This window comes from Micromonospora sp. NPDC005174 (assembly GCF_040608495.1).
GTDB lineage: Bacteria > Actinomycetota > Actinomycetes > Mycobacteriales > Micromonosporaceae > Micromonospora.
Genome location: NZ_JBEXIJ010000004.1, coordinates 102,420 through 124,414, shown reverse-complemented (window position 1 = coordinate 124,414; position 21,995 = coordinate 102,420). Strand labels below are relative to the sequence as shown.

Below are 21,995 nucleotides of genomic sequence, written 5' to 3'. Positions count from 1 at the left end.
CCCGGCGATGTTCCGTCGCCGGTTCTGGGTCTGTCTGGTGCTCACCGTGCCGGTGGTGCTGAGCAGTCACCTGGTGGTGGACCGGCTCGGGCTCCGGCTGGACGTGCCGGGTCGCTCCTTGGTGGGGCCGGTGCTCGGGTCGGTGGTGTTCCTCTGGGGTGGCTGGCCGTTCCTGGTCGGCGCGGTACGGGAGGTGCGGGATCGCACGCCCGGCATGATGCTGCTGGTCGCGATGGCGATCACAGTGGCGTACGCCGCGTCGCTGGCCACCAGCCTGGGTGCCTTCGACCTGGACTTCTGGTGGGAGTTGGCGGCGCTGGTCACCATCATGCTGCTGGGGCACTGGCAGGAGATGAAGGCCATCGGGCAGGCCCGAGGGGCTCTGGCGGCACTGGCGGCGTTGTTGCCCGACGAGGCCGAGCGCGTGGTGGCGGACGGGCAGGTCGAGCGCGTGCCGGTGGGCGCGCTGAGGGTCGGCGACGTGGCGCTGGTCCGCCCCGGAGGTCGGGTACCTGCCGACGGTCGGATCGTCGACGGCGACGCCGAGTTGGACGAATCGATGATCACGGGCGAGTCGCGCCCGGTCGCCCGGTCGGTGGGCGAACGGGTGGTTGCTGGCACGGTCGCCACCGACTCGGCGATCCGGGTCCGGGTCGAGGCGCTGGGCGACCAGACCGCGCTCGCGGGCATCCAGCGCATGGTCGCGGAGGCGCAGCGCTCGGGAGGGCAGGCCCAACTGCTCGCCGACCGGTTCGCCGCCGCGCTGTTCTACGTGGCCACCGGTATGGCCGTGCTCACCCTTGTGGTCTGGACCGCGCTCGGCGAGCCCGACCAGGCGGTGGTGCGTACCGTGACCGTTCTGGTGATCGCCTGCCCGCACGCGCTGGGCCTGGCCATCCCGCTCGTCGTCGCGCTCTCCACGGCGTCGGCGGCGCGGGGCGGGATCCTGGTCAAGGACCGGATGGCGTTGGAGCGCATGCGGACCGTCGACGCGGTGCTCTTCGACAAGACCGGCACGCTGACCCGGGGTGGGCATGCGGTCACCGACCTGGTGACGGCCCCCGGGGTGGGGCGGGACGAGGCGTTGCGGACGGCCGCCGCTGTGGAGTCCGACAGCGAGCATCCGCTGGCCTGGGCGATCGTGGCGGCGGCCGGGCCGGGCGGCCCGGCGCGGGCTGTCGACTTCCGGTCGCTGCCGGGCCGCGGGGTGCGGGCCACCATCGACGGTACGGAGTACGCGGTGGGCGGACCGGCCCTGCTGCGGGAGCGGGGCGGGCCGCTGCCGGACGATCTGCGGGAGGCGACCGGACGCTGGTCGGCACGCGGTGCCGTGGTGCTGTACCTCCTGCGGCTTCCGGACACCGTGCTCGGGGCGTTCGCGCTGACCGACGAGGTACGCCCGGAGGCCCGGCAGGCCATCGCCGAGCTGCGGGCCGCCGGCGTCCACACCCTCGCCATGATCACCGGGGACGCGCGGTCGGTGGCCGAGTCGGTGGCCGCCGACCTCGGTTTCCGGGCCGGCGTGGACGAGGTCTTCGCCGAGGTGCTGCCGGCAGACAAGGACAGCTGGGTGGCGGAACTCCAGCGGCGCGGACTGACGGTGGCGATGGTCGGCGACGGGGTGAACGACGCGCCTGCGCTGGCCCGCGCGGACGTGGGCATCGCGATCGGGGCGGGGACCGACGTGGCGATCGAATCCGCCCAGGTGGTGCTTGCGTCGTCCGATCCGCGCGGTGTCGGTGCCGTGCTGAGGCTGTCCCGGGCGTCGTACCGCAAGATGCGGCAGAACCTGGCCTGGGCCGCGAGCTACAACGTGGTGGCGCTGCCGCTGGCGGCCGGGGTGCTCGCCTGGGCCGGGGTGGCGTTGAGTCCGGCGTTGGCGGCGGTGCTGATGTCCGCGTCCACGATCGTGGTGGCGCTCAACGCCCAGTTGCTGCGCCGGGTACGCCTCGAACCGGAGCGGGAGTGACGGCTCAGCCGCGCTTCATCAGTCGGCCGACGGCCGCCATCATCTCGCTGGCCATCTCGTCGGCCCGGCCCTCGGCCGCCCCCTCGTGCATGCAGTGCCGGGCGTGCCCGTCGAGCAGGCCCAGGGCCACCTTGTCGAGCGCGGCCTGGATCGCGGAGATCTGGGTGAGCACGTCGATGCAGTAGCGGTCCTCGTCGACCATCTTCTCGATGCCCCGGACCTGCCCCTCCACGCGGCGGAGCCGCGCGAGCAGTTGGTCCTTGCTGGCGGTGTACCCGCGGATCGGGGTGGGTGCGGTCATAGCGACGAGAATAGCGTACCCCTGGGGGGTATGGTAACGTCCCTTCCTGCCGGGATACCCCCACCGGGTACCGGTACGATGAGAGGAGCGGTTCGATGGTCGACACGACGTACCAGGTGCGGGGTATGACCTGCGGGCACTGCGTCAGCGCGGTCAGCGCCGAGGTGGGCGCGATCGCGGGCGTGCGTGACGTGCGGGTCGATCTCGCCGCCGGTCAGGTCACCGTCAGCAGCGAGCAGCCCGTGGACACCGAGGCCGTCCGGGCGGCGGTCGACGAGGCCGGCTACGACCTCGTCGAGGCGTGAGCGGAGGGCCCGGGATGACCACGGTGACCAGGTTGGGCGCCTTCACCCTCGGCCTTGCGGCGATCTTCGGCGCGGCCTACGCGGTCGGTCGGGTGGTCGACCCGGCCGACCCGGTCGCGCAGAGCGTGCCCGAGGTCGTCCGCACCCCGGGCCCCACCACGAGTGACGAGACCTCCGACCTCGTTCCCGGCGGGTTGCTCGTCTCCGATCGGGGCTACACGCTCGAACCCGTCGTCGCCCCGTCCGGCGAGTTCGCGTTCCGGATCGACGGGCCGGACGGTCGGCCGGTGACCAGGTACGACGTGGCGCACGACAAGCGGATGCACCTGATCGTCGCCCGCCGGGACCTGTCCGGCTTCCGCCACGTCCACCCCGACCTCGCCCCGGACGGCACCTGGCGGGTCGACACCCCGCTGGCCGGTGCCGGGCAGTGGCGGGCGTTCGCCGACTTCACCCCGACCGGGGGCGAGCCGTTGACCCTCGGCGTCGACGTGGCCGTCCCCGGCGAGCCGACCGAAGCGCCGCTGCCCGCCCCGGCGACCAGCACCACCGTCGACGGTTACACGGTCACCCTGGCCGGCGCGCCGCAGCCGGGCCGCACCTCGGCGCTCACCCTGACGGTGAGCCGCGCCGGGCAGCCGGTCACCGACCTGGAGCCCTACCTGGGGGCGTACGGGCACCTGGTGGCGCTGCGGCGGGGTGATCTCGCGTACCTGCACGTGCACCCGGATGGGACTCCTGACGACGGACGCACACCGCCCGGCCCCGCCGTCACCTTCCTCGCCGAGGTGCCCTCGTCCGGCACCTACCGGCTCTACCTCGACTTCCAGCACGGCGGGCGCGTGCACACCGCCGAGTTCACCGTGGTCGTCGGCACCTCCACCACCACGACCGCGCCCACCCCGAGCGGACCCGCGCCGACCGGGAGCGCCGACCACGGCACCCCCGGGCACGGGCACAACTGACGGGACCAGACGATGACCACCACCAGCAGACCGCTGCCCGAGGCACCGAACCGGATCGAACTGGCGATCGGGGGGATGACCTGCGCCGCGTGCGCCGCGCGGGTCGAGAAGAAGCTCAACCGGATGGACGGGGTCAGCGCCACCGTCAACTACGCCACCGAGAAGGCGACCGTCCGGTACGCCGCCGACGTCACCCCGGACGACCTGATCGAGACCGTCCAGAAGACCGGTTACACGGCTGCGCTGCCGGCACCGCCGACCGCCGAGCCGCCGATGGAGGACCCGCTGCGCCTGCCGCGTACCCGGCTGTGGGTCTCGGCGGTCCTGAGCGTGCCGGTGGTCCTGCTCGCCATGGTGCCACCCTGGCAGTTCGACTACTGGCAGTGGCTCTCGCTGACGCTGGCCGCCCCGGTGGTCGTGTGGGGTGGGCTGCCGTTCCACCGTGCGGCCTGGACCAACCTGCGGCACGGCGCGGCCACCATGGACACGCTGGTCTCGCTGGGCACGCTCGCCGCGTTCGGGTGGTCGCTCTGGGCGCTCTTCCTCGGTGACGCCGGCATGCCCGGCATGACCCACCCGTTCCGCTTCGCCATCAACCGCAGCGACGGCGCCGGCAACATCTACCTGGAGGCGGCCGCCGGGGTCACCGTGTTCATCCTGGCCGGTCGGTACTTCGAGGCCCGGTCCAAGCGGACCGCCGGCGCGGCCCTGCGCGCCCTCCTCGAACTCGGCGCGAAGGAGGTGGCGGTGCTGCGGGACGGGGTGGAGACCCTGGTCCCGGTGGACCGGCTCGCCGTCGGTGACCGGTTCGTGGTCCGCCCCGGCGAGAAGATCGCCACCGACGGTGTGGTCGACGAGGGCACGTCCGCCGTCGACGCGAGCATGTTGACCGGCGAGTCGGTGCCGGTCGAGGTCGCACCCGGCGACGCCGTCGTCGGTGCCACGATCAACGCGGGTGGCCGGCTGATCGTCACCGCCACCCGGGTCGGTGCGGACACCCAACTGGCTCGGATGGCCGACCTCGTCGAGCAGGCGCAGAGCGGCAAGGCGGCCGTGCAGCGGCTCGCCGACCGGATCTCCGGGGTGTTCGTGCCGATCGTCATCGCCCTGGCCGTGGGCACCCTCGGCTGGTGGCTCGGCACCGGTGCCGGCCCGACCGCCGCGTTCACCGCCGCCGTAGCTGTGTTGATCATCGCCTGCCCGTGCGCCCTGGGCCTGGCCACCCCGACCGCGCTGCTGGTCGGCACCGGTCGAGGCGCCCAGCTCGGTGTGCTGATCAAGGGGCCGGAGGTGCTGGAGTCGACCCGCCGGGTGGACACCGTCGTGCTGGACAAGACGGGCACCGTGACGACCGGCCGGATGACGCTGGTGGGCGTGACGCCGGCCAGCGGCGAGGACCGGGAGGAACTGCTCCGGCTCGCCGGCGCGGTGGAGGCCGCCTCCGAGCACCCGATCGCCCGGGCCGTCGCCGCGGGCGCGGCTGAGGCGGGCGAGCTGCCCGCGGTGACCGGCTTCGCCAACCTCGAAGGGCTGGGCGTGACCGGCACGGTCGAGGAGCGCGTCGTGCTGCTCGGTCGGGTCCGGCTGCTGCGCGAACGCGGTGTCGACGTACCGCCGGAGGTCGAGTGGGCCGTGCGGGACGCGGAGGCGGCCGGTCGTACGGCGATCGTCGCGGGCTGGGCCGGGCGGGCCCGGGGTGTGCTCGCTGTCGCCGACGTGGTCCGGCCGACGAGTCGGGCGGCCGTGGCGCGGCTGCGTGCCCTGGGGCTCACTCCGGTCCTCTTGACCGGCGACAACACCACCGTCGCCCGGGCGGTCGCCGCCGAGGTGGGCGTGGACGAGGTGATCGCCGGGGTGTTGCCGACCGGCAAGGTCGACGTGGTCAAGCGGCTCCAGGCGCAGGGGCGGTCGGTGGCGATGGTCGGCGACGGTGTCAACGACGCGCCCGCGCTGGCCCAGGCCGACCTCGGGCTCGCCATGGGCACCGGCACCGACGTGGCGATCGAGGCGTCCGACCTCACCCTCGTCCGGGGCGATCTGGACGCCGCGGTGGACGCCATCCGGCTGTCCCGGCGCACGCTCGGCATCATCCGGGGCAACCTGTTCTGGGCGTTCGGCTACAACGCGGCGGCCCTACCGCTGGCCGCCGCCGGGCTGCTCAACCCGATGATCGCCGGTGCCACCATGGCGTTCTCCTCGGTCTTCGTGGTGGCCAACAGCCTGCGGCTGCGGCGCTTCCGTTCGGCCGCTGCCGATCTGTGACGAACGCGATGGTTGGACCGGTGACGACGGGGGTACCTCTCAGTTCGTAGCGACGCTTGCAATGGAGGTTGGCAATGGGTTTCGATGACAAGATCAACAACGCCACCGAGGACGCGGCCGGCAAGCTGAAGGAAGGCGCCGGTCGGGCCACCGACAACGAGCAGCTCGAGGCCGAGGGTCGCGCCGACCAGGCCACGTCCAAGCTCAAGCAGGCCGGCGAGAAGATCAAGGACGCCTTCAAGAGCTGACGTACGACGTAACCCGCACGCCGGGCCGGTGATCATCACCGGCCCGGCGTGCTGTGTGTCCGGACCCTCCCGGCGACCCTGAGATCCCCCTGATTCCGCTTCCGTGCCGCACCGTCGTGCGGAAACACCTGCTAACTTTCCTTGGCATGTGCAAGGGCTGGTTATGAGCGCGGCGTCACCGCCGACCGGCGACGACCTGGTCCGGATGTTGGCCACACTGGCCAACCCGCACCGGCTGCGGGTCGTCGCCGCGTTGGCCCGCGAGCGCGCGTACGTCAGCGGGCTGGCCCGGCAACTGGGCATCAGCCGCGCGCTGTTGCAGGTCCACCTACGGAAGCTGGCGGCGGCCGGGCTGGTCACCGCCCGCATGGAGTTGTCGGAGGACGGGAAGGCCATGAACTACTACGAGGTGGAGCCCTTCGTGCTCACTCTCACCCCCGCGGTCATCGCGACGGCGGTCGAGACGCTGACCGTGCCCGATGCGGGCGAGCAGCCGGAGGCGCGGTCATGAGCGAGCACGACTGGACCGAGGTGGTCGGCGCGTTCGGGGTGTTCGCCCTGCTGATCAGCGTGTTCACGGTGACCGTCGTGCAGATCGCCAAGACCCGGCGAGCCCGGTACGAGGCGGACCGCGCGGACGACTACCGCAAGCTCGCCGAGACCGCCGCGCAGGCGCAGGCGGAGAACGCCCGACTGCTCGCCGCCATGGACGGCCGGTTGGGCGGGATGGAGACCCGGATGACCACGCTCGAACGCGTGCTGCGCGACGTCGACTGACCCCGCCGTCAAGGCCCCGGGTCGTCGAGCGGCTACTCGACGACCCGGGTGGAAGCAGCATCACCTCGCCCCGAGGGCGAGTTTCACCGGCAACGCTCCTTCGAGGAGAGGACAGCACCTCATGCTGCGCGTACACAAATCCGCAGTTGGTTGGGCGGTGGCCCTGGCACTCACGGCCGCCGGCCTGACCCCGGCGAGCCCGGCCGTCGCCCGACCCGTCATCGGCTGGCATCCCTGCGTCCAGGACGCCCCCGAAGAGGAGCCGGAGGCCCCGGCCGAGTGCGGCACCCTGTCGCTGCCGGTCGACTGGAACCGACCACGGGGGGAGCGCTTCGAGCTGGCATTGGCCCGTCGGGTCGCCACCGACGCGAACGCCCGGCAGGGCGCGCTGGTCTTCGGCCCCGGAGGGCCGGGTGACAGCGGGGTCGACCGGGTGGTGAACGGCGTCTCCCGGTTCAGCGCCGACCTACGCCGGCGATTCGACATCGTCAGCTTCGACCCGCGGGGCACCGGCGGAAGTCACCCGGTGCGCTGCGCACGGGACCTGCTCGGCCGGCAACCCCAGGTGATCGCCGACCAGGCCCAGTTCGACGCCACCCTGGCCACCAACGCGCTGCTACGCGCCGACTGCCGGGCGCGTACGGGCGCGCTCTACGACCACGTCGACACCACCAGCGCTGCCCGTGACCTGGACGCGGTCCGCGCCGCGCTCGGTGAACGACAGCTCACCTTCCACGGCAGCTCGTACGGCACCCTGCTGGGCCAGCGGTACGCCGAGCTGTTCCCCTCTCGGGTGCGGGCCATGGTCCTGGAGGCCGCGATGGACCACAGCCTCGACACCCGCGCGTTCCTCGACACCCAGGCCGTGACCGCCGAGGACGCGTTCGACGAGTTCATCGCCTGGTGTGACCGGTCCGCTGACTGCGTCCTGCACGGGCGGGACGTGCGGGCGCTCTGGGCCGGACTGCACGCGCGTGCCGAGCGCGGGACGCTTACCGACCCGGACCGCGCCGGGGCCGCACTGCCACCGTTCGAGCTGAGCCGCCTCGCCCACAAGAAGCTCTACGACACGTGGCGGTGGCCGGGGCTCGCGGAGTGGATCGGCACGCTGGAGAGGCCCGCGACTGCGGGCGTCACCACGCTGGCGGACGACGCCGTCGTCCCGTACCCCTTCGCGGTCTTCTGCCAGGACTGGAGCCTGCCGGTCCGCGACTACCGGGAGTACGCCGGGCTGCTGCGCCGCAGCGGCCGGCTCGCGCCCGACCTGCGGTATCCGCCGGCGCTGTTCGCCCTGGTCACCTGCCTGGGCACGCCGACGCCGGTCGCCAACCCGCAACACCGACTGCGGGTACGCACCGACGTGCCGCTGCTGATCGCCGCCACCGTGCACGACCCGGCGAGCGGTTACGTCTGGGCACGCGAGGTGGCCCGACAGTTGGGCCGGCACGGGGTGCTGCTCACCTACCAGGGCTGGGGGCACGGCAGCTACACCACCAGTCCGTGCGTGGGTCGGGCCGTCGACGCCTACCTGCTCGATGCGGTCGTGCCGGCGCGGGGGACGACCTGCCCGGCGGTCGACGTCTGATGTGCGGGCGGCGCGGCGGTCACCGCCGCGCCGCCAGTCGGGCGGCCCGCAGCTCCAGGTACCGCTGCTCGGGCAGGCTTGTGGTGCCGCGCGCCGCCGCCAGGTACGCCTCCCGCGCCGCGGCCGGCTCGCCGGCCAGCTCCAGCAGGTGAGCCCGGACGGCCGTGAGCCGGTGGTGCCCGGCCGTACGCTCGTCGGCGTCCAACGGGGCGAGCAGGGCGAGCCCCGCCCGGGGTCCGTCCACCATGGCGACCGCGACCGCCTGGTTGAGCGTGACCAGCGGGTTCGGGGCGATCCGACCCAGCAGGCGGTAGAGCGCGACGATCTGGCGCCAGTCCGTCTCCGCTGCCGTCGACGCCTCCGCGTGCACGGCGGCGATGGCCGCCTGGAGCTGGTACGGCCCGGGCGGCGACCAGGTCAACGCCTCGGTGATAAGCGTGATCCCCTCCGCGATGGCGGCCGCGTCCCACCGGGAGCGGTCCTGTTCCGTCAGCGGCACCAGCTCCCCGTCCGGGCCCACCCGCGCCGCCCGGTGCGCATCGGTGAGCAGCATCAGCGCCAGCAGTCCGGTCACCTCGCCGTCGTCGGGCAGCAGCCCGTGCAGGACGCGGCCGAGCCGGATCGCCTCGGTGGTCAGTTCGGCCCGACGCAGATCCGGTCCGCTCGACGCGGTGTACCCCTCGTTGAAGATGAGGTAGAGCACCCGCAGCACCGTCCGCAGCCGCTCGTTCCGCTCGGTCGGTCCGGGCAGCGCGAACCGAGCGCCGGCCGCCTCGATCCGCTGCTTGGCCCGCCGGATGCGCTGGCTCATCGTCGCCTCCGGCACCAGGTGCGCCCGGGCGATCTGCGCGGTGCTGAGACCACCCACCGCGCGCAGCGTGAGCGCCACCTGCGCCGAGGGGGCCAGCGCCGGATGACAGCAGAGGAACAGCAGGGTCAGGGTGTCGTCCGCGTCCGGCACCGCCGGCTCGGCGTCCGCCGGAGGTGCCACCTGGGCGTACGCCGGCTCGCGCAGCGCCACCGCGACCTCGCGCTGGCGGCGGGCGCTCTCGCTGCGCCACTCGTCGGTGAGCCGGCGGGTCGCCACGGTGAGCAGCCAGGCGCGTGGGTTGTCCGGTACGCCCTGCCCGGGCCACTGCGTCGCGGCGGCGAGCAGCGCCTCCTGGACCGCGTCCTCGCACCTGTCGAACTGGCCGTGCCGGCGGACCAGCAGGCCGAGGACCTGCGGCGCGAGTGTGCGCAGCAGATCCTCGACCGTCCGGTCGTCGGTCACATCTCCGTCCCGGCCTCGTCCATGATCGGTCGGACCTCCATCGCGCCACCGAAGCGCACGTCCGGCCAGCGGGCGGCGATCTCGGCGGCCCGCTGCGGGCTGTCGCAGTCCACGGCCAGGTAGCCGGCGAACTGCTCCTTGCTCTCCATGAACGGCCCGTCGACGACCTCGGGTTGACCGTTGGCGAGCCGGACCGTCTGCGTCTGCGACGGGTTGGCCAGCGCCTGGCCGCCGATCAGCTCACCGGTCTCGGTCAACTCCTTCATGATCTCGTCGACCTCGCCGAACAGGGCGGTGCGGTCCTCTTCGGTCAGCCCCTCGGTGAAGCCGGGCCGGTTCCAGATCAGCAACATGTACTTCACGGCGATGCTCCTCGACTACTGGTCGCGCCCCGGCTGGGGTGCGTCTCACCGGAAGGTCGGAGCCGTCAGCCCGTTCCCTACCGCGTACCGAAGAAGATCGCAGAAACTTCCGGCCGTGACGTTCCCACGCCGGTCGGATCAGGGTCGGCCCGGCACCTGCCGGGGCTTCCGGCCAGCGCCGACGTCCAGGGACGCCCGGTCGGCGGCCGAGGTGCCCGACGACCAACCCTCGGCGTCGCGCACGCTGAGCCGGTGCCGCGTGACGCCGGGGAACAGCGTCTCCAGCCGCTCCCGCACCGCCTCGCCCCGCGCGGCGAGCACCGGCAACAGCCGATCCGACCCGGTTGCCGTCTGACCCGCCTCCTCGGTCGCCGCGTCCGTGGCCGCGCGCAGCCGCTCACCGATCCGCAGAGCGAACGCGTTCAGGAAGGACTCGTCCCACACCTTCGTCCGGCGGCCCGACCCCGGCCGACGCTCGGCACGCCCGCGCAGCATCGCGGCCGTCGCCTGCACCAGTAGCGAGGTGTAGAGCAGCTCCACCGCCACCAGATCGGCCGGCCAGCCCAACACGGTCGTGAAGCCGAGGTCGTCGGACCAGACCGCCTCGCACCGGTTCGCCGCCGCCACCTCCTGCACCAGCAACGCCTTCGCCCCCGCGTACGGGCTCTCGACGCCCAGGCGTACCCCGCTCGGCAGGTCGCCCCGCTCGGTGCTGGCGGCCAGCAGCGCCTCGTCGATGCTGTGCCGGGCGATCAGCTCCTGCGCCTTGCCGGTCAGCGCCTCCGCCTCGGCCGGAAAGGTGGTCGACTCGGCCTTCGCCAGCAGCGCGCGTACCCGGTCCAGCATCGGCGACCCGCTGCGGGCCGTGCCGGCGGCGCGGGGGAGCGCCGTCCCGGTCGAGCCCGGCGGCGGGCGCAGTACCGCAACCGGCGGCAGGCTCTCCACCAGCGCGAGGACGTCGACAGCCGCGCGCAGCGCGTCGACCCGGTCCAGCCCCTCCTCGGCCGTCCAGGTGGCCAGCAGGTTCTGGCGGTCGTCCCGACCCGCGGCGGCCAGTGCGCGAAGCTGGTCGTCCCACCAGTCGGGGACCGGCTCGGCCTGCTCGCGTCGTTGCGCGGCCAGCGCGTCGCGGACCAGCCGGGCCGCCCGGGCGTCGAGCCGGCGCAGGGCGATCCGGTGTACGTCGACCGGCTGCCAGCCGCGCCGCCAGAGCTGCCCGAGGCCGCGGACCAGCCGACGCGCCAGGGCGGCGTCCACCGCCGTGCCGCCGTCCGCCGCGCCGGTGCCGACCATCAGCCGGTCCAGGTGGCGTTCCGCCTGGCGTACGTCGGTGCCGCGCACCGCCGCCAGCGCGTCGGCGACGAGTTCGTCCGCGTCCGGCACGGGCATCTCCTTTGTCAGAGGCCGCGCCGCCGGCCGCAAGATCCACACGAGATCGGTGATGTCGCGGTATACCGGCCAGTCGGATAGCCCGATATCGACGATCTCGTGTCGATCTTAGCGTCGGACGTCACCGGTCCGCACTCATGCTCGCCCCGTGAAGAGTTCGGCGTTGGCGAGGTCGGTCGCCTCATGCGCGTCGGCGCTGAAGTCGAGCTTCTCCGCGGTCTCCGTCAACTGGTCGGCCATCGACCGGTAGACGTCGAGCGCATGCGTCAGGACCTCGACGTACACGGCGCCGAAGAGCGACCCGGGTTCGTCGGCGCCCCACGGGTTACCCGAGCCGTTCACTGTCGTTTCGAGGCCGCTGACCGCCTCGCCGAGTTGCTGCCCGGTCGCCCCGAGCGACGCCGCGGCGGCGTGCAGCGCGTCGACGTCCACCTCGATCCCGTCGGTCATGGCTCAGCGACGATCCATCCGGCGGGTGGCCGCGTCCAGGTCACCGATCATCTGGTTGAAGCCGCGGAACGCCTGCTCCGAGACGCGTTCGAGCTGCTGGGTCAGGGCGGCGCCGTCGACCTGCGCCCCGGCCGTCACCTCGGCGCGGCGGGCACGCTCGTCGGCCTGTGCCGCCTGCACCGCCACCAGGACGTACTCGGAGATCACGGTCGTGCCGGCCCGGGACAGGCTCGGGTCGATCGTCAGGCTCCGCAGGGCCCCGAAGGCGGCGACCTCGGCCTCGACGAGCCCGTCCCCGCCGGTGCCCCGACCCACCATCTCCTCGGCGGAGGGCGCTGACGCGTCGGTCTGCCCGTCCGCGTCGCCGGACTGTGCCGCGACCGCGCCCGACGCCTGGCTCAGCAGGCGCATCGCCTCTTCGAGCGAACGGCTCAGGCCGGACGGATCCATCCCACTCGCCATGCTCGTTCCCCTCGGTCCGTGATCCACCGTCGGTGCACGACCGTACCAACGCGCCCCACCGTCCGGCTGCCCCGCAGGTCAACGGTGGATCTACCGCCAGGCGGTCAGGATCTCCTCGACAGGTGCGACGTCCCGCTCCGGGTCGGGTGCCGGCACCGGCGGATCCGTCGGCGTACGGTCGAAGCGCGGTGCCGGTGCCGGCTGGACCTCGCCGTCCACCTCGACGAACGTCCCCCGGGCCATGTTGTGCGGGTGCCGGTGCGCCTCGCCGGGAGCGAGCACCGGAGCGACGCAGGCGTCCAGGTCGGCGAAGACCGCCGTCCACTCGTCCCGCGTCCGCTCGGCGAACCGTTCGGTGAACCGCCTGCGCAGCTCGTCCCAGCCACGCGGGTCGTACTGGTCGGGCAGGTTGGCGTCGGCGAGGCCGAGACCCGTCAACAGTTCGGCGTAGAAGGCTGGTTCCAGCGCCCCGACGGCCACGAAACCGCCGTCGGCGGTGGCGTACGTGTCGTAGAAGGGTGCGCCGCCGTCGAGCAGGTTCCGGCCGCGCGGAGCCGACCACAGGCCGGTGCCGAGCAGCCCGTGCAGGAACGAGGTGAGCAGCGCCGAACCGTCCACCATGGCCGCGTCGACGACCTGGCCGAGGCCCGAACGTTGCCGTTCGAGCAGCGCGGCCAGCACGCCCACGGCCAGCAGCATGCCGCCGCCGGCGAAGTCACCGATCAGGTTCAACGGGGCGTGCGGGCGCTCACCCGCCCGGCCGATCGGTTCCAGCGCCCCGGCGAGCGCGATGTAGTCGATGTCGTGCCCGGCCCGAGTGGCCAGCGGGCCGTCCTGACCCCAGCCGGTCATGCGGGCGTACACCAGTCGTGGGTTGCGGTTCCGGCAGACGTCCGGGCCGAAGCCGAGCCGTTCGGCAACCCCCGGCCGGTACGCCTCGACGAGCACGTCCGCCCGCTCGACGAGGTGCAGCAGGTCCGCCACACCTGCCGGGGACTTCAGGTCCAGCGCCGTGAGCCGCCGACCGCGCTGCAACGGGCCGCCGCTCGGTGCGGCCAACCGGCCGGCACCCGGGCCGCCGGGCCGGTCCACCCGCACCACGTCCGCACCGAGGTCGGCGAGCACCATGCAGCCGAACGGCGCCGGAGCGAGACTGGCCAGCTCGATCACCCGCACGCCGGCCAACGGCCCACCCCGCGACGACCCGTCCGCGCCGGGCGGAAACGCCTCAGAGGGCACGGGCGATCAACTCCTTCATGATCTCGTTGGTGCCGCCGTAGATCTTCTGCACGCGGGCGTCGGCGTACATCCGGGCGATCGGGTACTCCGTCGTGTAGCCGTAGCCGCCGAAGATCTGGAGGCACCTGTCGACGACCTCGCACTGCCCGTCGGTGAGCCACGACTTCGCCATTGCCGCCGTAGCCAGGTCCAGGTCGGCGCGGGTGTGCCGGACGATGCAGTCGTCCAGGAAGACCCGACTGACCCGGGTGCGGGTGGCGCACTCCGCGAGCACCATCCGGGTGTTCTGGTGCCCCATCAGCGGCTTGCCGAAGGCGGTGCGCTCCTTGGCGTACGCGACGGTCAGCTCGACCGCCCGCTCCATGGCCGCCACCGCACCGACGCCGATGACAAGGCGCTCCTGCGGAAGCTGCTGCATCATCTGGACGAAGCCCAGCCCTTCCGCGCCACCGAGCAGGTTGGCCGCCGGCACCCGGAACTCGTCGAAGAACAACTCGGCGGTGTCGTTGGCGTGCAGCCCGATCTTGGACAGCAGCCGGCCGCGACGGAACCCCGCGGGGTCACCGCCCACCTCGCAGACCAGCAGGGAGATGCCCGAGGCCCGCTGCTCGGGGTCGGTCTTGACCGCCACGATCACCAGGTCGGCCAGGCCGCCGTTGGTGATGAACGTCTTCGCGCCGCTGACCAGGTAGTCGTCCCCGTCGCGGACCGCCCTGGTCCGCATCGCCTGAAGATCCGAGCCGCCGTCGGGCTCGGTCATCGCGATCGCGCCCACCAGCTCACCGCTGCACAGGCCGGGCAGCCACCGCCGCTTCTGCTCCTCGCTGCCGTACGCCACGAGGTAGCCGGTGACGATTCCACTGTGCACGGCCAACCCGAGGCTGCCCTCCCCGGCGTACGCCTGCTCGTGCAGCACGACGGCCTCGTGGGTGAAGCCGCCGCCCCCGCCGCCGTACTCCTGCGGGACGGACAGGCCGAGCAGCCCCAGCTCACCGGCGCGCCGGTAGTGCTCGCGGTCCGGATGCCCCTGCGCCAGCAGGCGGTCGCTGTGCGGCAGCACCTCCCTGGTGAAGAAGGTGCGGGCCAGCTCGGCCAGGTCGTCGTGCTCCGGTTCGCGCCAGGGTGAGGGGGAGCCAGCGGGCGTGGACATGTCCATCACCCTCGCGCCCTGTTGGCGGCATGTCAATAAGCCTGCAACGCCTTGATCGACTCCGCTTCCATGAAGTCGGGCCATCCGCCCGAGCCGGACACCCCGCCTTCCCGGAAACCGAGTCAATCACGCAGCCCGGTTGGGTGAGGATCGTGCCCGCAAGCCACCCTCCATGGCGACCTTCGTGGACGCCTGCACAGCGTGATCCACTCCGGGTCGGCGATGTGGCGGTATCCAGGCGATCGGATACGCCCAGCTCGGCGATCTCGTGTGGATCACGTTGGATGGGGTGCTACTCGGCCTCGTCGCCGTCGGTGGGGCGTGGCGGGCGGTGCTCGGCGATCCACGCCTCCACGTCAGCGCGCAGCCAGACCGTGGTGCCGTGCAGCCTCTGGAACGGCGCGGGGAAGGTCGGGTAGCGGATGAGCTGGCGCATGCGGGTCCGGCTCACGCCGAGCAGCTCTTGCAGCTCGTGCGGACCGACCAGCGGACCCGGAACTTCACCCATTACTTGACGGTAGGGCGATCAGGCATGCCGAATTGCGTCTACCTACTTGCGCAGCCCTCTCGAATGGGTGAGGGTGAACGTGATCCGAGAAGGCATCGGGCCGTGTTCGTGCGGTCCAGCGAGAGGTGGGCGTGATGGATCAGGCGACGGAGTTGGCGTGGTTGCGGGAGCGGGTCGGGGGACTGGAGACGGCGTTGCACTCCGCGCGGCGGGAGTTGTTCGACCTGCGGTGTCGGCTGACGTTGATCGGCCGGGTGGTGTAGGACGTCGACCGGGTGCAGCGCGCGCCGGGAGTCGCCGTTGGTGCGATCAACGCGGCGCTCTACTCCGAGACGTCCAACCTGCGGCACCTCGGCCGCCATGTGGTCCGCCGCCGTCGTGGGCTCCGATGATCACCCTGGATGAGCACTGGGCCCCACCGTCTCCGCCGGGAGGGGACCAGCGGAGACGGTGGGGCCCAGGGGTCGACCTGTTGCGGGCGTCGACCTATCGGGAGTGCTTTGGTGGGGTCGGGAACTGCCTCAGCAGCACCGCGACCTCCTGGCGGAGGGTGCCGAGGTAGGGGTGGAAGGCGTCGCCGGGGCACTCGGTCGGATCGGCCCCGATCGTCGCCCAGTCCCGGTGACCGGAGATGACGTCGACCTTGCCACTCGCCCCGCTGACCGGGTTGACGTAGTTGGTCCGCGCGCCGGGGGCGAGCCGGCCGGCGGCGGCGAGACCCGCCAGGACGAACACCAGCGACCGGTGCGCCGCTGCGCTGGGCTGGCGGGACGTGAACCGGCCCAGCAGGCAGATGCCGATGTTGCCGGCGTTGTAGCCACCGACGTGCGCCGCGTTGACCATGAGCGGTCGACCGTCGCTGCCGAGGCCCGGCCCGTACACCGGGAGGGGGCCGGGGTCGGAGTACTTGCCCTCGTAGATCCGTCCCGCCTCGTCGATCAGCAGGTGGTAGCCGATGTCGCCGAACTCCTGCAGGACGCACTGGTCGTAGTAGATGGCCCGGACCGTCGCGGCCGGGTCCGGGTCCTCGTTGTGCTCGTACACGCCGCTGTGGTGGACCGTCAGCGTCTGCACGGGAAAGAACTCGGCCGGCCAGAGTTCGCTGCCGTCGTCGGCGAAGCGGAGCGACTCGTCAGCGCCCCAGCGGGCTCGGGGCAGGTACGTCGGCTTTCGGCCACCTCGCGGAACCGGAAGGCTGTTCGTCTGCGGGTTCGCAACAGTCCGCCGGGGCCCGTCGACCATGTTCAGTTCGGCCACGGTGGCGTCGGAGCCGTCGGCGACCTGGACCTCGTACGCGGTGGCGCCGTTGGCGACCACCACGTTCGAGCGGGCCGAGGCCCGGCCGCCGTCGCGGCCGTTCTGGCACGCGTTCAGCTCCAGCCAGTCGCTCCACACCGTGCCGGTACGCAGGCGCACCGCCGCCGAGGGGCCGCCGTGCCTGATGGACAGGTGGGTCAGCGGGATGGCCGGTGAGGTCACCACGGTCCTGCTCATCAGTCGCCCGCGCGGGGCGGCCAGCGGCGACGTCACTTCGGTGGCGGTGGACGGTGCGGCCGCCGCCGACCCGGCGAACGTGCCGGCGGTCGACAGGCCCACCGCCGCGCCGGCTGCGCCGTAGAGGACTCGACGTCGAGAAACCACAATCGTGCTCCCTTGCTCGATGCTCCAGGGGTCCAGCCGGCATGTCGGCCGTCGGCCCGGGCCGTGGTGCCCTGGCGGACCCTTTCGGGCACACAGCCAGGATGGGGCATTACTCAGGCTAAAGCGGCACTCTGGACGATTGGTTGATTAGCAATGGAGAGTCGCGTCAATTGATTACTCCACGTGATCAGTGCGAGGGCGGGGGCCGGCCTGGAAGTTGCCGCTAGGGTCGGGCAGATGAGTGTCGAGACCGCTCCTCGCCGTCGCCGGCTGGAGCCGGACGCCCGGCGCGGCCAGATCCTGGCCTGTGCGGTCCGGCTGTTCGGCGAGCGGCCGTACGCCGACGTGTCGACCACCGATGTTGCCCGGGAGGCGGGCGTCGCCCGAGGGCTGGTGAACCACTACTTCGGCACCAAGAAGGACCTCTATCTGGAGGTCGTCCGGGTCATGGTGACGATCCCGGAGGTCGCCCTCGAACGGCTGCCCAAGGGCGACCTGCGGACGCGGGTCGACGCCAGCGTCTCGTGGTTCCTCGACGTGGTGTCCCGGCACAGCACGTCCTGGCTGGCGGCCGTCACCGCACGGGGCATGGGTGGCGACGCCGACGTGGAGCGGGTGCTCGCCGAGGCCGAGGAGGTCGCGGCGGACCGGATGCTCGTCGCCGTCGGGCTGGCCGACGAAGCCGAGGACCACGAGGAATTGCGGGGGATGGTCCGGGCGTACTGCGGGCTGGCGACGTCGACGGCCCGGGAGTGGCTTCAGCGGGGCGCGCTGACCCGCGCCCAGGTACACCTGCTGCTCACCACCACGCTGCTGACCATCGTCGAACAGGTCATCCCGCAGGTCATCGCCGGAGACGACGCGGGACACGGGCGTGACTGACCAGGTCGTACCCCGACTCAGGCCGCCCGACGGTCGCCGGCCCGCGCCGCCGGGGCGGCGTGACGGTCGGCGGCCTGCGCCGGGTACGCCCCGGAGTTGACCACCCGCAGGGGCCGCTCGGCCTCGTCCGCGCCGAACCGCCAGCGCGACGGCGCCGGTTGCCGCTGCGGGGCGGGTCCGCCGGGACGCAGCCCCGGGCGGGACAGCAGCACGGTGACCAGGTAGCCGACCACCAGGAAACCGTGGCTGACCAGTCGTTCCCCGCTGACCGACCCGGTGGCCAGGTCGTTGACCGAGAGCAGCAGCAGGGTGCCGACGAACGCGCTGAGCATCGGCAGGAGCCCCGCCGGCGGGCTGCGACGAACCGCCACGAAGAGGAAGCCGGCCCCGACCGCCACGTTCCAGGCGGCCGACTCGTGCCACAGGTGCTGGCCGGAGGCGTGCAGGTGCTCGGCGGTCGCCCCCCGGCCCACCTGGGCCAGGCCGAGCACCAGTTGAACCGCGCCGAGCAGCCCGAGCGCCGCGCGCAGCCCGAGCACCAGGGCGCCGCGTCCGGGCAGGTGGGGCCGCCACCGCGACCGTCGGGCCGCAGGCATGTCACCGGTGTCGGCGACCCCGCCGGCAGCGGCAGCGCCGCCGAGGGCGGCCAGGATCGCGTCGGTCCGGTCGGGGACATCGGTGACCAATCGGGTACGAACGCGGCGCGTTACCGCCGCCGCCGTCGCAAACCACGCCCGGCACTGGGCGCACTCGTCCAGGTGCCCCTGCGCCGCCGCCCGTTCGACGGCGGTCTCTTCCCCGTCCAACTGCGCGGACAGGACCTCCCGCCACTGCTCACACCCCATGTGTGGGTAGTCGGTCCGCAGACCGCTCCGGTTCCCGGCGACCGTCACCCGTTGTGGAATACTCGCCCGATCATGACGCGCTACGGCCTGCTGATCCTGCCCGCCACCAACCGGGTGTACGCCCGCTCCGCCATCGACCTCACCCGGGCCGAGCTGGAGATCTTCGGCCGGTCGGCGCTCGACGGCCGGATCGACGAGCTGGACACCGAGGTCGTCGGTGGCGCGACGTACGTCACGTTCGCCGGCGACGGGCTGACCGAACGGGACCTGGCCGTCCTGGGCAATCTCTCCGCCGGGTACGCGCTGTTCGAGATCGTCGGAGACCTGCTGCGCCCGGTCGACTGGAGCCGGCTGGACCGCTACGACGACGACCTGCTCACCATCCAGAAGTACGCGGGCAAGACCAACGAGCAGTTCACCAAGCTGCTGCTCAACGTCACCCTGCTCGCGTCGGACTGGGCCGGCGAGCTGACCGACCGTCGGTTCCGCGTGCTCGACCCGCTGTGCGGTCGGGGCACCACCCTCAACCAGGCGCTGATGTACGGCTTCGACGCGGCTGGCATCGAGCGCGATCAGAAGGACGTCGAGGCGTACCGGGCGTTCGTCACCACCTGGCTGAAGCAGAAGCGCGTCAAGCACCGGGTGCTGGAGTCGGGACCGGTGCGGCGCGAGCGCAAGGTGGTCGGCCGGCGGGTACGCATCGAGCTGGCCCCGACCCGCGAGGAGCACAAGGCGGGCCGCACGCAGTTGCTGGACGTGGTGAACGCCGACACCACCCGGGCCGGTGAGTTCTTCCGCCCGGAGACCGTCGACGTGGTGGTCGCCGACGCGCCGTACGGCGTACAGCACGGCAGTCGTACCGCCGACAAGGGCTTGTCGCGTGATCCGCTGGCGCTGCTCGCGGACGCCGCGCCGGTCTGGGCCCGGTTGCTGCGCCCCGGCGGCGCGCTCGGCATCTCGTGGAACACCCATGTCGCGAGCCGGGACGACGCGGCGGCCGCACTGGCCGACGCCGGCCTGACCGTGGTCGACGACGAGCCCTACCGCGCGCTGCGGCACCGGGTCGACCAGTCGATCATGCGCGACGTGCTGGTGGCCCGCCGCCCGGCCTGACCCGCCGCGCGCCGGGCTTTTCCGGCCCCGCCCCACCCTCCCCCGGCCCGACCCCCGCGCACCGGGGGCCTGGCCGCCCGCGGCCACCCTCCCCCCGGCCCGACCCCCGCGCACCGGGGGCCTGGCCGCCCGCGGCCACCCTCCCCCCGGCCCCTTTGCTCTGCTTCAACCGACGCAACAGTTTCGAAGCCCCACTGTCTCCTGGGCTGAAGCAGCGCAAAGGACGGACACCCACCCCTCGGCCCCTCGGCCTCCGCGCTTCTGTGCCGCATTTCACCTGATCAGGCACGCGCGTGAAAACCACGTCAAGAAAACGCGCACCCCCGTCACGGTCGCGTTATGACCCCTGTCGCCCGGTGGGCACGCGGGCTTTGCTTGCCCGGCGCGACCGGAAGGCGGTCGCGACGAACCTTTCCGGTAAGAGGAGTCAGCGTGTCTGACGTGGTGTTCGTGGTCCTCACGGTGGCGCTGTTCGCAGTGCTCGCCCTGGTGGTCCGGGCGGTGGAGAAGCTGTGAACGCGACAAACGCGGTTGGTCTGGTGCTCGCGATCGTCCTGGGCGCGTTCCTGGTGTTCGCCCTGCTGTTTCCGGAGCGCTTCTGATGACCATGACAACAGCGGGCGTCATCTTCGTGCTGACGCTGGTGGCGGCCCTGGTGGCCGTCTACAAGCCGTTCGGCGACTACATGTTCCGGGCGGTCTCCGGGACGAGGCAGTCGCGCGTCGAGCGGGGTATCTACCGCCTCGTCGGGGTCAACCCGACCGCCGAGCAGACCTGGGGCGTGTACGCCCGCAGCGTGCTGGCGTTCTCGGCCGTCTCGATCCTGTTCCTGTACCTGTTCCAGCGGGTGCAGAACCACCTGTGGCTGTCGCTGGGCTTCGACCCGGTGGTGCCGCACGGCGCGTGGAACACCGCCGTGTCGTTCGTGACGAACACGAACTGGCAGTCGTACTCGGGTGAGTCGACGATGGGCCACCTCGTGCAGATGGCCGGTCTGGCCGTGCAGAACTTCGTCTCGGCGGCGGTCGGCATCGCGGTGGCGGTCGCGCTGGTCCGCGGCTTCGCCCGCAGTCGCACCGGGCAGCTCGGCAACTTCTGGGTCGACCTGATCCGGATCACGCTGCGCATCCTGGTGCCGATCGCGGTGCTCGGCGCGATCGCGCTGATGATCGGCGGGGTGGTGCAGAACCTCTCCGCCGGCACCGACGTGAGCACCCTGACCGGCGGCGCCCAGACCGTCACCGGCGGCCCGGTTGCCAGCCAGGAAGTGATCAAGGAGTTGGGCACCAACGGCGGCGGGTTCTACAACGTCAACAGCGCCCACCCGTTCGAGAACCCCACGACGTGGACGAACTGGCTCCAGATCTTCCTGATCTTCCTGATCCCGTTCAGCCTGCCCCGGGTCTTCGGCCGGATGGTCGGGCAGAACCGGCAGGGCTACGCCATCGCCGCGGTGATGGGCATTCTCGCGTTCCTCAGCGTCGCCATCACCAACGTCTTCGAGCTGGCCGGCCACGGCACGGTCCCGCAGGCCGTCGGCGCGGCGCTGGAAGGCAAGGAGGTGCGGTTCGACGTGTCGAACTCGGCAACCTTCGCCGCCGCCACCACGCTCACCTCGACCGGCGCGGTGAACTCGTTCCACGACTCGTTCACCTCGCTCGGCGGCATGATGACGATGGTCAACATGATGCTCGGCGAGGTCGCGCCCGGCGGGACCGGTTCCGGCCTCTACGGTCTGCTGATCCTCGCGGTGATCACGGTCTTCGTGGCCGGGCTGATGGTCGGTCGCACTCCCGAGTACCTGGGCAAGAAGATCGGCTCGCGGGAGATCAAGTTCGCCTCGCTCTACTTCCTGATCACGCCGATCCTGGTGCTCGTCGGTACGGCGGCCGCGTTCGCCACCGGCAACAACTCGACGGCGCTCAACGTCGGCCCGCACGGCCTCTCCGAGGTGCTGTACGCGTTCACCTCGGCCAGCAACAACAACGGCTCCGCCTTCGGCGGCATCACCGTCAACACCACCTGGTGGGACACCGCGACGGCGCTGTGCATGCTGCTGGGCCGCTTCCTGCCGCTCATCTTCGTGCTCGCGCTGGCCGGCTCGCTGGCCCGCCAGGCACCCACCCCCGCGTCCGAGGGCACCCTGCCGACCCACAAACCGCTGTTCATCGGAATGGTCGTCGGCGTCACCGTGGTCCTCGTCGCGCTGACCTTCCTGCCCGCGCTCGCGCTCGGCCCGCTGGCGGAGGGGCTGTGACCACCATGAGGA

At 72.2% G+C, this 21,995-nt stretch carries 24 protein-coding genes; 13 read left to right on the top strand and 11 right to left on the bottom strand.

Translation table 11 applies throughout. The features are described 5' to 3' along the window. The first annotated feature begins 7 nt into the window (after positions 1 to 7). The gene (locus ABZU91_RS07005; RefSeq protein ID WP_355235749.1) at positions 8 to 1,969 is read left to right on the top strand and encodes a heavy metal translocating P-type ATPase; all 1,962 of its coding nucleotides are present in this window, start codon (positions 8 to 10) and stop codon (positions 1,967 to 1,969) included. Between the two features lie 4 nt (positions 1,970 to 1,973). Here ABZU91_RS07005 and ABZU91_RS07000 read toward each other — a convergent pair whose 3' ends face one another. Continuing rightward, entirely contained in the window at positions 1,974 to 2,270 is a 297-nt protein-coding gene (locus tag ABZU91_RS07000) for a metal-sensitive transcriptional regulator (protein WP_355235159.1), read from the bottom strand. A gap of 95 nt (positions 2,271 to 2,365) precedes the next feature. On the opposite strand from ABZU91_RS07000, the gene ABZU91_RS06995 reads away from it, so the two are divergent. The 7 genes from ABZU91_RS06995 (at position 2,366) to ABZU91_RS06965 (ending at position 8,412) form a co-directional block, all read left to right on the top strand. Continuing rightward, the gene (locus ABZU91_RS06995) at positions 2,366 to 2,575 is read left to right on the top strand and encodes a copper ion binding protein (protein WP_355235156.1); all 210 of its coding nucleotides are present in this window, start codon (positions 2,366 to 2,368) and stop codon (positions 2,573 to 2,575) included. Between the two features lie 14 nt (positions 2,576 to 2,589). After that, entirely contained in the window at positions 2,590 to 3,540 is a 951-nt protein-coding gene (locus ABZU91_RS06990; RefSeq protein ID WP_355235153.1) for a hypothetical protein, read from the top strand. A 12-nt stretch (positions 3,541 to 3,552) separates the two neighbouring features. After that, positions 3,553 to 5,802 (top strand): heavy metal translocating P-type ATPase, encoded by a 2,250-nt coding sequence (locus tag ABZU91_RS06985; protein ID WP_355235151.1) that lies wholly within the window; start codon positions 3,553 to 3,555, stop codon positions 5,800 to 5,802. Between the two features lie 74 nt (positions 5,803 to 5,876). Then, positions 5,877 to 6,050 (top strand): CsbD family protein, encoded by a 174-nt coding sequence (locus tag ABZU91_RS06980; protein WP_355235149.1) that lies wholly within the window; start codon positions 5,877 to 5,879, stop codon positions 6,048 to 6,050. Positions 6,051 to 6,213: 163 nt separating this feature from the next. After that, the gene (locus ABZU91_RS06975; RefSeq protein ID WP_355235147.1) at positions 6,214 to 6,561 is read left to right on the top strand and encodes a helix-turn-helix domain-containing protein; all 348 of its coding nucleotides are present in this window, start codon (positions 6,214 to 6,216) and stop codon (positions 6,559 to 6,561) included. Then, positions 6,558 to 6,827 carry a hypothetical protein gene (locus tag ABZU91_RS06970; RefSeq protein ID WP_355235144.1) on the top strand — a complete coding sequence of 90 codons (270 nt, stop codon included), beginning with the start codon at positions 6,558 to 6,560 and terminating at the stop codon, positions 6,825 to 6,827. The genes ABZU91_RS06975 and ABZU91_RS06970 overlap by 4 nt, the downstream gene beginning before the upstream one ends. A gap of 157 nt (positions 6,828 to 6,984) precedes the next feature. Beyond that, entirely contained in the window at positions 6,985 to 8,412 is a 1,428-nt protein-coding gene (locus ABZU91_RS06965; protein ID WP_355235141.1) for an alpha/beta hydrolase, read from the top strand. Between the two features lie 19 nt (positions 8,413 to 8,431). On the opposite strand, the gene ABZU91_RS06960 is transcribed toward ABZU91_RS06965, so the two are convergent. The 8 genes from ABZU91_RS06960 to ABZU91_RS06925 form a co-directional block, all read right to left on the bottom strand. Beyond that, positions 8,432 to 9,685 (bottom strand): DUF6596 domain-containing protein, encoded by a 1,254-nt coding sequence (locus ABZU91_RS06960; protein ID WP_355235138.1) that lies wholly within the window; start codon positions 9,683 to 9,685, stop codon positions 8,432 to 8,434. Further along, entirely contained in the window at positions 9,682 to 10,038 is a 357-nt protein-coding gene (locus tag ABZU91_RS06955) for a YciI family protein (protein WP_355235746.1), read from the bottom strand. The genes ABZU91_RS06960 and ABZU91_RS06955 overlap by 4 nt, the downstream gene beginning before the upstream one ends. A 147-nt stretch (positions 10,039 to 10,185) precedes the next feature. After that, the gene (locus ABZU91_RS06950; RefSeq protein ID WP_355235135.1) at positions 10,186 to 11,436 is read right to left on the bottom strand and encodes a DUF2786 domain-containing protein; all 1,251 of its coding nucleotides are present in this window, start codon (positions 11,434 to 11,436) and stop codon (positions 10,186 to 10,188) included. 135 nt (positions 11,437 to 11,571) lie between these two features. After that, positions 11,572 to 11,886, bottom strand: coding sequence for a type VII secretion target (locus tag ABZU91_RS06945; protein ID WP_355235132.1), 315 nt, complete (start codon positions 11,884 to 11,886; stop codon positions 11,572 to 11,574). A 3-nt stretch (positions 11,887 to 11,889) separates the two neighbouring features. Next, a complete protein-coding gene (locus ABZU91_RS06940; protein ID WP_355235129.1) occupies positions 11,890 to 12,348 on the bottom strand; it encodes a YbaB/EbfC family nucleoid-associated protein in 459 nt (152 codons plus the stop codon). Positions 12,349 to 12,438: 90 nt separating this feature from the next. Further along, positions 12,439 to 13,587, bottom strand: coding sequence for a CaiB/BaiF CoA-transferase family protein (locus ABZU91_RS06935; RefSeq protein WP_355235126.1), 1,149 nt, complete (start codon positions 13,585 to 13,587; stop codon positions 12,439 to 12,441). Continuing rightward, positions 13,577 to 14,737 carry an acyl-CoA dehydrogenase family protein gene (locus ABZU91_RS06930; protein ID WP_355235123.1) on the bottom strand — a complete coding sequence of 387 codons (1,161 nt, stop codon included), beginning with the start codon at positions 14,735 to 14,737 and terminating at the stop codon, positions 13,577 to 13,579. Before ABZU91_RS06930 ends, ABZU91_RS06935 begins: the two co-directional genes overlap by 11 nt. Before the next feature lie 292 nt (positions 14,738 to 15,029). Further along, positions 15,030 to 15,245: a hypothetical protein gene (locus ABZU91_RS06925; protein ID WP_355235119.1), complete on the bottom strand. Its 216-nt coding sequence runs from the start codon at positions 15,243 to 15,245 to the stop codon at positions 15,030 to 15,032. Between the two features lie 134 nt (positions 15,246 to 15,379). On the opposite strand from ABZU91_RS06925, the gene ABZU91_RS06920 reads away from it, so the two are divergent. Further along, positions 15,380 to 15,508, top strand: a complete 129-nt coding sequence (locus ABZU91_RS06920; protein ID WP_355235116.1) for a hypothetical protein — start codon at positions 15,380 to 15,382, stop codon at positions 15,506 to 15,508. A gap of 223 nt (positions 15,509 to 15,731) precedes the next feature. Here ABZU91_RS06920 and ABZU91_RS06915 read toward each other — a convergent pair whose 3' ends face one another. After that, complete coding sequence (locus tag ABZU91_RS06915; protein ID WP_355235113.1) at positions 15,732 to 16,886, bottom strand: peptidoglycan recognition family protein; 1,155 nt, start codon at positions 16,884 to 16,886, stop codon at positions 15,732 to 15,734. Between the two features lie 237 nt (positions 16,887 to 17,123). Here ABZU91_RS06915 and ABZU91_RS06910 point away from each other — a divergent pair, with 237 nt between their 5' ends. Continuing rightward, a complete protein-coding gene (locus ABZU91_RS06910; RefSeq protein WP_355235110.1) occupies positions 17,124 to 17,768 on the top strand; it encodes a TetR/AcrR family transcriptional regulator in 645 nt (214 codons plus the stop codon). Positions 17,769 to 17,785: 17 nt separating this feature from the next. On the opposite strand, the gene ABZU91_RS06905 is transcribed toward ABZU91_RS06910, so the two are convergent. Next, a complete protein-coding gene (locus tag ABZU91_RS06905) occupies positions 17,786 to 18,613 on the bottom strand; it encodes a zf-HC2 domain-containing protein (protein WP_355235743.1) in 828 nt (275 codons plus the stop codon). A gap of 72 nt (positions 18,614 to 18,685) precedes the next feature. On the opposite strand from ABZU91_RS06905, the gene ABZU91_RS06900 reads away from it, so the two are divergent. The 3 genes from ABZU91_RS06900 to kdpA all read left to right on the top strand — a co-directional run bounded on the left by ABZU91_RS06900 (position 18,686) and on the right by kdpA (position 21,983). Beyond that, on the top strand, positions 18,686 to 19,726 hold the full coding sequence (locus ABZU91_RS06900; RefSeq protein ID WP_355235107.1) for an SAM-dependent methyltransferase: 1,041 nt from the start codon (positions 18,686 to 18,688) through the stop codon (positions 19,724 to 19,726). A 512-nt stretch (positions 19,727 to 20,238) separates the two neighbouring features. Beyond that, positions 20,239 to 20,328 (top strand): K(+)-transporting ATPase subunit F, encoded by a 90-nt coding sequence (kdpF, locus tag ABZU91_RS06895; protein WP_355235104.1) that lies wholly within the window; start codon positions 20,239 to 20,241, stop codon positions 20,326 to 20,328. Then, positions 20,328 to 21,983 (top strand): potassium-transporting ATPase subunit KdpA, encoded by a 1,656-nt coding sequence (gene kdpA, locus ABZU91_RS06890; RefSeq protein WP_355235100.1) that lies wholly within the window; start codon positions 20,328 to 20,330, stop codon positions 21,981 to 21,983. The genes kdpF and kdpA overlap by 1 nt, the downstream gene beginning before the upstream one ends. Positions 21,984 to 21,995 lie beyond the last annotated feature (12 nt).

Bases quoted from the DNA above. Each gene is read 5' to 3' on its own strand.
- ABZU91_RS07005 (WP_355235749.1), top strand. From the start codon at position 8: ATGTTCCGTCGCCGGTTCTGGGTCTGTCTGGTGCTCACCGTGCCGGTG.
- ABZU91_RS07000 (WP_355235159.1), bottom strand. From the start codon at position 2,270: ATGACCGCACCCACCCCGATCCGCGGGTACACCGCCAGCAAGGACCAA.
- ABZU91_RS06995 (WP_355235156.1), top strand. From the start codon at position 2,366: ATGGTCGACACGACGTACCAGGTGCGGGGTATGACCTGCGGGCACTGC.
- ABZU91_RS06990 (WP_355235153.1), top strand. From the start codon at position 2,590: ATGACCACGGTGACCAGGTTGGGCGCCTTCACCCTCGGCCTTGCGGCG.
- ABZU91_RS06985 (WP_355235151.1), top strand. From the start codon at position 3,553: ATGACCACCACCAGCAGACCGCTGCCCGAGGCACCGAACCGGATCGAA.
- ABZU91_RS06980 (WP_355235149.1), top strand. From the start codon at position 5,877: ATGGGTTTCGATGACAAGATCAACAACGCCACCGAGGACGCGGCCGGC.
- ABZU91_RS06975 (WP_355235147.1), top strand. From the start codon at position 6,214: ATGAGCGCGGCGTCACCGCCGACCGGCGACGACCTGGTCCGGATGTTG.
- ABZU91_RS06970 (WP_355235144.1), top strand. From the start codon at position 6,558: ATGAGCGAGCACGACTGGACCGAGGTGGTCGGCGCGTTCGGGGTGTTC.
- ABZU91_RS06955 (WP_355235746.1), bottom strand. From the start codon at position 10,038: ATGTTGCTGATCTGGAACCGGCCCGGCTTCACCGAGGGGCTGACCGAA.
- ABZU91_RS06950 (WP_355235135.1), bottom strand. From the start codon at position 11,436: ATGCCCGTGCCGGACGCGGACGAACTCGTCGCCGACGCGCTGGCGGCG.
- ABZU91_RS06945 (WP_355235132.1), bottom strand. From the start codon at position 11,886: ATGACCGACGGGATCGAGGTGGACGTCGACGCGCTGCACGCCGCCGCG.
- ABZU91_RS06940 (WP_355235129.1), bottom strand. From the start codon at position 12,348: ATGGCGAGTGGGATGGATCCGTCCGGCCTGAGCCGTTCGCTCGAAGAG.
- ABZU91_RS06930 (WP_355235123.1), bottom strand. From the start codon at position 14,737: ATGTCCACGCCCGCTGGCTCCCCCTCACCCTGGCGCGAACCGGAGCAC.
- ABZU91_RS06925 (WP_355235119.1), bottom strand. From the start codon at position 15,245: ATGGGTGAAGTTCCGGGTCCGCTGGTCGGTCCGCACGAGCTGCAAGAG.
- ABZU91_RS06920 (WP_355235116.1), top strand. From the start codon at position 15,380: ATGGATCAGGCGACGGAGTTGGCGTGGTTGCGGGAGCGGGTCGGGGGA.
- ABZU91_RS06910 (WP_355235110.1), top strand. From the start codon at position 17,124: ATGAGTGTCGAGACCGCTCCTCGCCGTCGCCGGCTGGAGCCGGACGCC.
- ABZU91_RS06905 (WP_355235743.1), bottom strand. From the start codon at position 18,613: ATGGGGTGTGAGCAGTGGCGGGAGGTCCTGTCCGCGCAGTTGGACGGG.
- ABZU91_RS06900 (WP_355235107.1), top strand. From the start codon at position 18,686: ATGACGCGCTACGGCCTGCTGATCCTGCCCGCCACCAACCGGGTGTAC.
- kdpA (WP_355235100.1), top strand. From the start codon at position 20,328: ATGACCATGACAACAGCGGGCGTCATCTTCGTGCTGACGCTGGTGGCG.